General features: G+C 68.9%; 8 protein-coding genes and 2 pseudogenes. 6 read left to right on the forward strand and 4 right to left on the reverse strand.

Annotated features, from left to right (window positions below):
• Nucleotides 1-746: 746 nt before the first annotated feature.
• From ABD352_RS10720 to ABD352_RS10730, 3 genes are all read right to left on the reverse strand, one after another.
• A complete protein-coding gene (locus ABD352_RS10720; RefSeq protein ID WP_344612124.1) occupies nt 747-1004 on the reverse strand; it encodes a hypothetical protein in 258 nt (85 codons plus the stop codon).
• A 121-nt stretch (nt 1005-1125) separates the two neighbouring features.
• On the reverse strand, nt 1126-1356 hold the full coding sequence (locus tag ABD352_RS10725) for a hypothetical protein (protein ID WP_344612125.1): 231 nt from the start codon (nt 1354-1356) through the stop codon (nt 1126-1128).
• A 124-nt stretch (nt 1357-1480) separates the two neighbouring features.
• Complete coding sequence (locus tag ABD352_RS10730) at nt 1481-1693, reverse strand: hypothetical protein (RefSeq protein ID WP_344612126.1); 213 nt, start codon at nt 1691-1693, stop codon at nt 1481-1483.
• Between the two features lie 190 nt (nt 1694-1883).
• Here ABD352_RS10730 and ABD352_RS10735 point away from each other — a divergent pair, with 190 nt between their 5' ends.
• Nucleotides 1884-6374 carry a hypothetical protein gene (locus tag ABD352_RS10735; protein ID WP_344612127.1) on the forward strand — a complete coding sequence of 1497 codons (4491 nt, stop codon included), beginning with the start codon at nt 1884-1886 and terminating at the stop codon, nt 6372-6374.
• Here the strand turns inward: ABD352_RS10735 and ABD352_RS10740 are convergent.
• Nucleotides 6349-6768 carry a hypothetical protein gene (locus ABD352_RS10740; protein ID WP_344612128.1) on the reverse strand — a complete coding sequence of 140 codons (420 nt, stop codon included), beginning with the start codon at nt 6766-6768 and terminating at the stop codon, nt 6349-6351. The genes ABD352_RS10735 and ABD352_RS10740 overlap by 26 nt on opposite strands.
• Before the next feature lie 1546 nt (nt 6769-8314).
• Here ABD352_RS10740 and ABD352_RS10745 point away from each other — a divergent pair.
• The 5 genes and pseudogenes from ABD352_RS10745 to ABD352_RS10765 form a co-directional block, all read left to right on the forward strand.
• Nucleotides 8315-9307: pseudogene (locus ABD352_RS10745) on the forward strand (ISAs1 family transposase); the annotation flags it as partial.
• Nucleotides 9297-9935, forward strand: a pseudogene (locus ABD352_RS10750) (transposase family protein). The pseudogenes ABD352_RS10745 and ABD352_RS10750, both read left to right, overlap by 11 nt.
• A gap of 10 nt (nt 9936-9945) precedes the next feature.
• Complete coding sequence (locus ABD352_RS10755; RefSeq protein WP_344612129.1) at nt 9946-10470, forward strand: DEAD/DEAH box helicase family protein; 525 nt, start codon at nt 9946-9948, stop codon at nt 10468-10470.
• 45 nt (nt 10471-10515) lie between these two features.
• Entirely contained in the window at nt 10516-11088 is a 573-nt protein-coding gene (locus ABD352_RS10760; protein WP_344612130.1) for a hypothetical protein, read from the forward strand.
• Between the two features lie 262 nt (nt 11089-11350).
• The gene (locus ABD352_RS10765; protein ID WP_344612131.1) at nt 11351-11662 is read left to right on the forward strand and encodes a hypothetical protein; all 312 of its coding nucleotides are present in this window, start codon (nt 11351-11353) and stop codon (nt 11660-11662) included.
• The last annotated feature ends 1 nt before the right edge of the window (nt 11663 follow it).

Genomic DNA, 11663 nt, shown 5'->3' on the forward strand with positions numbered 1-11663 from the left:
CTACTGACACACCCGCGCACCGCGCACGACGGAATCGGCGATGACGCGTCTTATTCCGCGTCGTGCCCGGTGGAATGCGTCGTCATCGTTTGTGGTCTTCGACGACGCGAACGCCGCCCCCACAAATGCCGATCACCAGAGCTCACCAGGCGCGTGTCAGAGAACAGACCGTGCGAGGTAGTTGGACTCTCGACCCCATGGAGCGGCCACCCATCCGAGGTGGCAGCGAGCGTAAGGGTACTCACTGACTTGTCTGTCGAACATCCCCGAATCGGGGCCGGTCGAACGGTCCATCCGTTCCGGCTGGCTGGCTGGGAGATCGCCGCTGCCATGCCGTAGTGCGAGATTTCCGCCTTCGAAGGCCCCAAGGCGCCGCGGGAGCGGCGCTCGGTCCAGGCGACCGCCACCTCGACGCCGCGGACAGCCCCGCGCACCGCATCAGCAAACCCCCCGCCGGCTGCCCAGCACCCGACGCGCCCTCACCCCGGACGAACTCACCCCAATCAACCACGTCGCCCGGACCACCGGCACCGTGGGACGTGGGTGCGCGGCGGCGTGCGGAATGTCGGATGGCGTCGAGGACGAGGAGGTGTTTGTTGGCCGTGTCATGCCCTTGACCGTCGGCGGCTATCCGGGTGCTGCACTACGTGTCGGTCCGTGCGTCAGCGTGTCGCCGACGCCGCGCACCCGCCGGGACCGCGCGGAATCCTTGCACGGTAACGCTTTTCGTGCATGGTGAGCCGCGATCAGTCGAGGTCCGCGTGCCGGGTTTCCGCTATGGGAAGCGCGCCGTCGGGCAGCCCTTCGGCGGGGGCCAGCCCCCGCCCGGTCGGCGCAGGGTGCTCCGGCTGAGTGTTCGCGGCGGTGTCCTGCAGCGTGCTGCGGATGTCGGCGATGTCAGCGGCGATCTGCCGCGCCTGCCCGAGGAGTTGGACGGCGAGGTCGGCTGGAACGGCGACCGTCGGTGTGCGGGCCTGGGTGGCCTGGTCGAGGACGGGGGCCATCAGTCCGCCCATTCGGGGTACTGGTCACCGGCGGGACCAGCCGGGTAGCGTTGAGGCGCGGCGGCGGCATGGGTACGGCGGCGGCGTTCGCGCCAAACCGGGCCTGCCCGTGGGGCCGCGATCACCATTCGGTGGAGCGGCCCCGGTCGCTGTTCAGGACCAGCAGTTGTCCGGTGGCGGCTTCGTAGACGGTGGTGGCGTCGACGACCCGATTGAACCATTGCGGTTCGTCCGCGGCGAGCGCCCACCGTGCCGACCAGGCGACCGCATCGGCGAGCCACAGGCCGGGTTCGGTGCGGTCGTCGCGGTGGATGAGCCGCATCCGGTGTGAGATTTTCCGGTCGGCGGCCAACGTCCGGTACGTGTCCCTGTCCCGGTAGTTGATTTCGGGCATCGGCACGCCCTTGGCGCCTCGCTCCTGCTGGCCCGTGGTGCGCCCCGCCGCCGAGCCGGCCGGCGGCGGGAACGCGCGTGGATCACTGGGTCGTCGAGCAGCAAGCGCCGCGGCACGAGCGGCGCCGCGTCAGCATCGCGAGGACGCGCTCTGCCGCGTGCCGACGGGCTGCGGACTTGGAGCGGATCGCCGCGACGGCGGCGTACATCGTCGTGCAGCCGTAGCCGCCCACAAGCAGGGCTCCGACCTTGCCGCCACTCACGCAGTAGCCCGCGACTTCGTTGAGCAACTCCATCGTCACCTCCGGGTGGGCCTGCGCCAGTCGCCGGCCCGGTTCCAGTTGTCGCGCCCAGCGCCCGTTCCGGCGACGTCCGGCGACCTCAGAAGTCGGAATTTCAGCAGGCCAAACCACGTTCTCCGGAGATTCCGGTGAGGTTCCGGAGAGCATCTGCCCCGTCCCGATCCCGGTGGTGTTGGATAGGGCCATGACCTCCACGGGCGACGGCGCCGCGGCGAGCCTCGCCGCCGAGCTCCGGCGCCTGCACGCCGCGGCAGGGTCGCCGAAGTGGAGCGTGATCGTGCCGGCCGCAGCCGCTCGGAAACCCGCGGTGGCGCTGACCGACTCGTCGATGAGCGACTGGATCGGGGGCAAGTCCGCACCGGGTACAGCGGCACCGCTCTGGGCGATGGTCGATTATCTGCTCGGCCGCGTAGGCCCCGACTACCAGCCTCGGACACAGGGGCAATGGGAAGCGATGCGGCTTGCGGCGAAACGCGAACGCGACCAGCGCCGCGGCCGACGCTCCACGGCGGCGGACGCGTCGAACGCGCAGATCGCACGGGCTGAGCCGGTCCCCTTGGTCTCGGTGCTGGCGGCGACGGCCGACCCGCAGGCCCTCGGTACGCACCCGCCCATCATGGTTGAGGGCGCGCCGCCCGGGATGCCGCAGTACGTGCGCCGCGACGTCGACACCGACCTTCGAGCAAACCTCCGGCCGGGCAGCTTCACGCTGCTGGTCGGTGGTTCGTCCGCCGGCAAGACCCGGTCGCTCATCGAGGCGATCCGCGAGACACTGCCGGACTGGCAAGTCGTCCTAACCGACACCGTCGCCGACCTCGAATGGCTGGCCGCCAACACGCCCGATCGCACGATCGTGTGGCTCGACGAGCTTCACCGGTTCCTTGGGATCGAGCAGCCGCTGACGGCCGGGACGGTACGCCGCCTGCAGCAAGCCAGTTGCGTCCTCGCGGCGACCATGTGGGCGACCGACTGCCACCGTTTCACCGCATCATCCCGCGTCGATGGCAATGACGCCTTCCGTGAGGCGCAGGACGTCCTCAGGCTCGCCACGCGGATAACGGTCGATGAGCACCTGACGCCAGCTGAACGGCAACGTGCCGAACTCCTCGCCCGGGAGGATCTTCGGGTACAGCAAGCGCTCCGTGCCGGCGACACCGGGTTCGCGCAGACCCTCGCGGCGGCGCCAGACCTCCTGCTGCGCTGGCGGCAGCCGGGCAACTCCTACGGGTCTGCGCTGATCAGCGTCGCCGTCCACTCCCGGCTCGTCGGCATTCGCATGCCATTGCCCGACCCGGTGCTGCGCAGCGCCGCGCCGGGCTACCTCAGCGGGCGAGACCGGGCCGATGCCCGGCCGGACTGGCTCGAACAGGCGATGGCCTATGCGACCGGCCTGCTCAAGGGTGCAGCATCCGCGCTCGTGCCGGTGCCCGGTGAGATGGGCACCACGGTCGGGCATGTCGCCGCCGACTACCTCGTCGAGTACGCGCAGCGTTCGATGGACGGCCCCGTGCCGGAGGTGGCATGGCGGTCGTGGGCCGAGCATGGCCTAGCGTTCGACCGGGTCCAGCTTCGCGACTATGTAGACCGTCACCCGGAATCGCGCCCGCACGCCGCGGCCATGCATCGTCTGGCAGCGGAGCGTGGCGATCCGGTCGGACGCGCGGAGCTCGTGCTGCTCCTGCTCGCCCAGGGCGACCACGCTGGTGCGCTCGACACGTTGCGATCGGGGCCGTGCGGGTTTCTGTCCTACGACCGCTCGCACGTTGCCGAACAACTCCTCGACGTTGGTGAGGCGGAAACCGCGGTCGAACTGCTCCAGGCCGAAGTCGCCGCCGACGGGGCGCGACCGAACCCTTCGGTCGTGGTCATGCTCGTTGAGGCGCTGGCCGACCAGAACCGGCTCGATGACGGTGTGCAGGCCCTCCAAGAAGCCCTGCGGCGAGCGGGTCCCGGCGGCCCCGGCAGGGACAATCTGCATGCCGCGATCCTGAACCGGTTTTTCGGGCAGGCTGGCGTGCGGTGGCTCCGGTCTCTGGATCAGGCCGGATTCTTTGGCACACCAGCAGAACCGGTACCTACCGGGAACGGCGACCAGGTCAAGTGGTCCGGCTGGTCGGCTTCGTTGTACTTGGCGCGCGTGGCACCCGAGGATCCCGAAGGGGCCGTGGCAGCTGCCCTCGGCGTGCCGTTCACCGACAACAACATGGTGGTGTGGGACCTCGGCCGGGTGGCCCTTGCCGCACCAACGACTCTCGCCGTGCCCCTCGCCGACCGCCTCATGGCCATGATTCCCGGCAAGTACGGCACCATCCAGGCACAGGACTTCGGAAAGCTTGCGGCGCACCTGGCCGCGGGCGGCTCTCCTAAGCGCGCGTTGCAACTCGCCCGCCTTCTGTTAGCGGAGATCCCGCGGCACGCGCTGGGCCGGCACGAGTACGCCGCCGTTCTCCGGGAGTCGATGCCCGCCATTGGATCGGCAGTCGGGATGCCGGCCCTGCAACTCCTGCTGGACGTGTTGGAACGCGACGCAGAGGGCGATCCGACCGCCGGGTCCGGACACGGCTCTAGGTTGTGGCGGACGGCGATGGAACACAACTTCCGGATGGGAACCAACGATCCGCGTAACGCGCTCGTGGACGCCGTCCTGGCGGTCGCCGGAACCTTGCTGAGTTCCGGGACGGTCACACTTGCCGACGTGACCGCCGATCTCGATCGGCGTCCGCAAACGCGGTTCCGTCGGCTCACATTGCACCTTGCCACCGTCCACGGCCACAACGCCCCGGACGTCGTCGGCCGCCTGCTCACCGACCGTGCCCTGCTCAGCGTCGACGCCCGGCGCGAGGTCGTCCGCCTCATCGCCGCCGGCGCCGGCTGGGTCACCCGCCAGCAACGACACACCATGCTGCAGCACATCCAGGACGGCCCCGACCCTACAACGCCGCGGTACATGCAACGGCGCTTCGAGCAGGGGCGCATCACCGCGGCGGGACTGGCCGAGGACATCGACCGGTGGCGACGGGACCTCCTCGACGCCGCCACACCCTGGCTGACCGGGCGTCTGCTGACGCGCAGAAACCGCCTGGTAGCCAAGTTCGGCGCACCGGACTGGACAGCCCGTGATTCGATTCAATACTTCCGCGAATCGGCAGCTGCGCCACCGGACGAACTCGACCTCGGCACCTTGACGCCTCAGCAGGTTGCGGAGACCGCCGCCGACGACAGGACGTCGGTTTCGACTGACGAAATCTCGACGGCCGTCGCGCAACGTCCGGCCGTCTTCGCCATCGATGCGGTCTACTTCATCGACGCTGCACCGGAGGTCGTTGGAGCCTATCTGGACGGATTGGTCGAGGCTGCGTCCGCCATCCCGGACTCGGCGTGGGAGCCGCTGCTCGCCCTGTGCGCTCGAGTCCACGAGCGGGCGGCGACAGAGCTCGCCGAAGAGGCCGACCCGGGCAGGACGCGCAACTGGCGCGTGCCGCTGCGTAACGTGCTGAGGGTCCTCGGCTCGGCGGCGCTCGCCGGTCCCCACGCGGACCTGCCGGCCGGCCACGAGGCGGCAATCTGGCAGCTGATCGCAGCGGGATGTTCCGACCCTGACCCGGCCGTCGACGACGACCAGGGCCTTTGGACCGGTGGGTGGTACGACGCGTATGCCGGCCAGACCGTGCGGACGGCGGCGATCAGAGCCGCACTGATGCAGGGTCTCGTGGCCCAGCACCGCGGCCGTGCCGACGATCTGGCCTCCTCGCTGGCTCTGCTCGGCGGCCACGTCGACCCCGCAGGAGATGAAGCGCTGGCGATACGCGCCGTCTATGGCGAGCTGCTGTACGGGCTCGCCCAGCTGGACGCCGAGTGGACCGCTCGGCACCTTGAGAATATGCTGCCGCGCGATCCAGCGAGGCTGGACGTATGGTCGGCCGCTTGGGACGCGTACCTCCACTCGCCGATCGGCGAATACGCGTGGCCGCTGCTGCGCGCCCAGTACAGCCACGCGATCACCCTGCTCAACCCCGCGGCGACCGACGAGATCGACGTGGAACGTGGTCGCCTTCTCGCGCACCATCTCGGAAAACGGTTCTGGTTCGGCCTGCTGAGTCTGGACGACGAGAACCGCCTGCTCCAGCGCTTCTATGACACGTGTCCGCCGGCTGCCAGCGCGACCATCTTCGAGTCGATCGGCACGAACCTGTTGAAGGCCCCGCCCGACCAGGGCCGCGCCCAACGCCTGATGGACCTCTGGCATGAACGCCTTGACGCTGCGCGGCACGGGAGCGATCCGGGCGAACTCGCCCATTTCGGCGACTGGTTCCTGTCCGGCGCGTTCCCCGATGCCTGGGCGTTGCAGCAGCTGATGATCACGGTCGACATGGTCGACACGTTCTCGCTCGAGGTCCCCGTCCTCGCCCGCCTCGCGGCGCTCGCCGCTCAGCATCCGCACGCCTGCCTCGCGGTGCTCGCCCGATGGGTCCGCAAGCCGCTCGAGCCGTACCATTTCCACCGCAGCGACGAACTAGAGCAAGTCGTAGCGGCCGCCGCGGGCGTCGACGACGCCGCCGCACGCCTTGCGCAGGGCATCGTCGACGCGCTGAGCGGGCGCGTCGACCTCCGCGCCGCGCTGCAGCGCCGACCGGCACCCGGACGACCGGCTACGTCTGGAACATCCCCGGCATGACTGCATCGATTCGCCTGGTCAGCTCGTCGTGCGGGGCGCGGGGCCAGCCGAAGTATGAACTGACGTACGCCATCGTGTTGTAGAACACCGATACCGCGAGCCGCGCCTGCCGTTCTACGAACTGCAGGTCGACTTCGTGCACGGACACGATGTGGTCGCCGTCCTGGACGAACTCGCGCATTTCGCGCGTGACGTGCAGCGTCGGGTGGGTGAAGTTCGACAGCAGCCCGTAGATGCCGAGCGACTCGCGCGTGGTGATGTTCGATCCGGCGCGGCGCTCCAGCAACTCGAACATCCACTCCACACAGCCTTCCGGGCCCAGCAGCCCGTGGCCGCCGATCTGGCGCTGCCTCGTGTTCTTCGAGAGGTCCTCCAGGGTGGTCTGCGGGAACACCGCAATGATCTGCTGCCGGAGTTGCCGCAGCTCGGTGACCTTGCGCTGCTGCGCCTCGTTCCCGTGCCGAGCCGTTTGGCCTGCATGTTCGCCTGGTCCGCGCTGACCAGCGCCTCGTGGTACGCACGGGCCAGCCGTGCCTCCGACGGCTCGGCCGGGTCGTCGCCGAGCACCCACATGGCGCGGGCGCAGTGCTCCAGGACCCCGCGAAATGCAATCGACGGCAAGTAGAACACCTCGCCGCGGTCGAAGGCGGCGGCGATCTCGCCCAGCAGGCCCGCCGCAGTGATGGTGTAGGAGGCCACGACTTCGGACACGAGCCCGAAGCCGGAGGCTGAACCGGCCTCAGGCACCCGCGGGTCGGGACACGGCAGGCTCTGAAGGTCGGCGGCCGCAACAGAACCGGCACCGGGCTGCCAGTGGCTCGGTTCGGAAATCGCGTGGAATGCCGACCTGCAGTCCCTCAACAGCTCGGCGATCTCGCCCAACCGCGTGCCGGTGTCAGCCGGCACCTGCTTCCAATACATCGACACACGGTAGGGCGCCTCGGTGGTTCCTGACCATCGAGTTCTGGGCCGCCGGCGGGTGCCGCCGCGCCAGCTCCGGCGGGGCCGCGGCCGCCGCGGTGGGCCGGTACGGCGTATTCGCCGCCTGCGGCCGCTCGCCGTGTCGTGCCGTGCTCACCGCCGGTTCCTCCAAGGATGCTCAGGCGCGCTGGCGTGCTGGCCGCGCTCGGCGCGTGCGGGCACGCGCGCGCCCGCGACCGGCTGGGGCGGTCGCGGTGCGGAAGGGTCAGAGCCCGCGCGGGCGCCGGGGAGGTGGTCCCGCGCGGGTCAGATCGCGGCCGTCACGCGGACGGCGGCCGGGCGACTGCCGGGCCCGGTGGCTCGGCAGGACGAGTCGCCGCTCCGGGATCGGCCGCCGTCCCCGGTAGCAGCCTCGAACTGCCGCGAGACGGACGATCCCTTCAGCGATCATGCCCTAGACGTTGCCGCGAGCAGGCCCGCGCCGGGAATGTGTCAGCCCATGTCGGACCGTGTGGCCGAACTGCAACACCTAGCCGTGACCAGGGTCGTCGACGGCATCAGCAGGGACCTTGGCTCGGCCGCGTGATGTCTAGCCGGTTCCGGCGGCCGGGCCGCCAAGCTGCCGTCGACCGGTCTGGAACTTATCGATCTCATCCGGCCGCGGAGTTGGCCCGTCGAGACGTCGTCAAGCCCCAAGGGCGCCATGCACGCGCAATCGCTGCCGTGAGTGAGGTTGGTGGCCCAGCTGGCCTCATGACTATCCAGCCACCCCCGATGAGGTAGGCGCCAGCTCGCTCGGCGGCAATTCCGTGGTCCTGATGGACAGGGCGATTGCGTAGTCGAGTGGCAAGGCGCTGGGCTGGGGTTTGTGCGGTGTGGGAACCACGTGGGGGCCGGACGAAAGCGGGTGAGATCACATCGGTGATCATGGAGTTCTCGACGCCCCGTGACCACCGCAAGGATCTCACCCGCAGATGGCATCATCCCTCATCCCCGCACTGACTGTCACCGCACCAGGCATGGATTCCGCACCCGCCCCGGTCACCGATGGTGAACACGGCGGGCTGCTGCACGCCCTGGCCGCGGTCCCGGATCCGCGTGACCCGCGTGGGATCCGGTATCCCCTCGCCGGTCTGCTCACCGTCGCGGTCTGCGCGGTCTTCGCCGGGGCGTCGTCGTTCGCCGCGATCAGCGACTGGCTGCGCGATCTCGACGAGCAGGCCCGAACCAGGCTTGGGTTCGGCCGGCGAATCCCCGCGGACACCACGGTGTGGCGGCTACTGACCCGCCTTGACGCCGGACCGCTCGCCCAGGTTCTGGCCGGCTGGCTGCGCACCCGCACCCGACCGGCGCCGACCCGACCGCGCCGATACCGCACCGTCATCGCCATCGACGGCAAAACCCTGCGCGGTGCCCGCCGCCCCGACGGCGGCCAGGTCCACCTGCTCTCCGCCCTCGACACCGCCACCGGCATCGTCCTGGCACAGCTCACCATCGCGGCGAAGAGCAACGAAATCCCGGCATTCACCCCACTGCTCGACGCCGTCGCAGCTGTGCTCGGCGACCTGACCGACGTCATCTTCGTCGCCGATGCCCTGCACACCCAGACCGGGCACGCCCGGCAGGTCGCCGCCCGCAACGCCCACCTGCTCGTCCAGGTCAAGGCCAACCAGCCGACCCTGCACGCGCAGCTCAAGCGCCTGCCGTGGACCCACGTCCCGGCCGGGGACCGCACCCGCGACCGCGGCCACGGCCGCCGCGAGACCCGCACCGTCAAAGCGATCACCCTGCACACGCCAGGCGGGATCGCGTTCCCGCACGCCGAACAGGCCGTCCGGATCACCCGCACCCGCATCGTCAACGGCCGGACCAGCCGGGAAACCGCCTACCTGACCGTGTCCCTGCCCGCCGCCGACGCCCAGCCCGCCGACCTGCAGGACTGGATCCGCCGCGCCTGGCACATCGAGAACCGCCTCCACCACATCCGCGACGTGACGTTCCGTGAAGACCTCCACCAAGCCCGGACCGGCACCGGACCCGCCGTCATCGCCACCCTGCGCAACACTGCAATCGGCTACCACCGCACCAACGGCGACACCAACATCGCCCGAGCCAACCGACAAACTCTTCGACGCCGACCGCCTCACCGAGACCACCACCAGCGTCAAAGGCACATCCATCGACGCCTGGTACTCCGGCAAACACCGCACCTTCGGCGCCAACATCCAAGCGATCATGCGCCCGGACGGTCTGCCGATCTGGACCTCCGCCGCGATGCCCGGGCACCTGCACGACCTGACCTGCGCACAACACCTCGACATCACCGGCGCGCTGTACTAGGCCGCGTCCACATTGGACCTGCCGACCTTGGCCGACGCCGGCTACGACGGCACCGGCCTGGGCATCCACACTCCTTACAAGCAACCCACCGGCGACCGTCCACTCGCCGTCGACAACCGTGCCCACAACCTGCTGCTGCGCTCCATGCGCTGGCTCAGCGAACGCGGCTTCGCCATCCTCACCGGCCGCTGGCGGACACTCCGCCACACCACCGCCAGCCCCCGCGCCCTCGGCGACATCATCGCCGCAGCCCTGCACCTCACCCACTTCGAATACCGTTACCTACCGCAATCTCGTTGAGATCACGTCAGTGACTGATCGCTCTCCTGCTCAGGCTCTCCTAGCCGAGCGGCTCGACGGCGTCCGCGACGCTCGCCAGATCGTACTGCGTGCCCCGGTGGGCACCGGCGTGGTCCGGACCCTGGCGCAGCTAGTGACGCGCAAGGCTGCGGACGGTTTGGTGCTGATCGTGTCACCGCTGAACGCATTGCTCGATCAGTGGAGCAACGTGCTGGAGCAACAACCTGGTACGGAGGTCATTCACCACCTCACTGCCGACCTTGCGTTGGAGCTCGCCAGTGAAACATCTGACCTGCCTGGTCACGGCATCTTGCTCGCCGCGAGGTCGGCAATTCGTCGCGGTCCGGTTGGTGCGGCTCTGCGCAGACTCAATCTTGCCCTCATGTTCTTTGACGGGTTGCCGAACGCCGCAGCCCGGTCGGAGGAAGTCGACGTCATTCGTCGTGCTCAACAGGTAATCATCCTGGATCACAAAGACAGTCCAAAGTTTCCTGCCTGGCTCGACACCAACCCTGGTCCAGGTCACCCTGGATGATGTCCTGCGCGTCGGCGGGAGAGACGTTGAGCCGGAACCTACTCAGTGACCATCGGAGCCCTTGAACGCACGGTCCTGGAGCGGGCCGCGGCGGTGCTGGAGTCGCAAGAAGTCGCGCTGAGTCGCCCGCGTCTCCATTCAGCGTTGATGCATCTAATCAGCGCCGATGAGGCGGCGGACCGGCCCAGCGTTCAGGACATCGGAATGGTGTGGAATCTCGTCGACTCCCTCGAGGCTCTGGGTCCGGATCCGCGGCTTGATGCGGTAGGCGGACTCGTCCAACAGCGCCGCCGGACCGGCCCGGTCATCGTGGTGACAGGCCAGTTGCTCGCCGAGGTCGAGTACGTGCGTGGTTCCCTCGCCGCTCGTGGAATCCACGCATCAGTGTGGACGCTGCGGGACTTGCCGAAGTCGTTCGGCATCGACGAGGTTAGTGAGGGCTACCCGGTCGTCGTCGCTTCACGTACCGGTCTCGAGTTTGACGAGTCCCTCCTCCGCGACGCAACACTGGTGTACTTCAGATCGCCACAGACTGACGAGGACCGTGCATGGCTCGAGAGTGCAACGCATACCGGAACGGTGCGTGCGGCGATCCTTCCGGTCGTTGAAAGCGTGTAGGGCAGTCGTTCACCGGCGCCAAATGGCGCGGCGGTCGAAGTCCAAGACGCCGTTGGCGGCCAGAAAGTACGCCACATCTGCCCGACTGTGGGAGGGTTCGTCGGCTGCGGCCGAATCAAGACCTGCGATCGGTGGCGCGACAGCGCCACGAGCACAGCCGGGATCCTGTTAGCAATGCGCCGCGGTGGGGGCCGACGAACCGGCCAAACGCTCACCGTGTACCGGAAGCGATCCGCTTGGGCGGTTCAGTTATCCTCCGCCGATGGCAGCGAAGCGCAACGCGACGCTCAAAGCGATGATCGAAGAGGCCACCGTCGACGCGTACGGCGACGACGAAGAGCTCACCGGCCTGTTCACCATGCTCGAGGACCATCTGGCGGTGCCGTTCATCACCACCGTTTTCGACGTGGAGGTCACCGTACGCAAGATTGACCTGACCGACGACACGATCGTGGCGATCTGCTCCCGGGGCCGCGAACGGCAACGCATCGACCTGCTCGACCTGCCGCTGCCCACCCCGCCACCGGACGGGGCGGTGTGGATCGACGCCTACCGGTACTGGGCCGGACGGTAGC

Source organism: Dactylosporangium salmoneum (assembly GCF_039532525.1).
Taxonomy (GTDB): Bacteria; Actinomycetota; Actinomycetes; order Mycobacteriales; family Micromonosporaceae; genus Dactylosporangium; species Dactylosporangium salmoneum.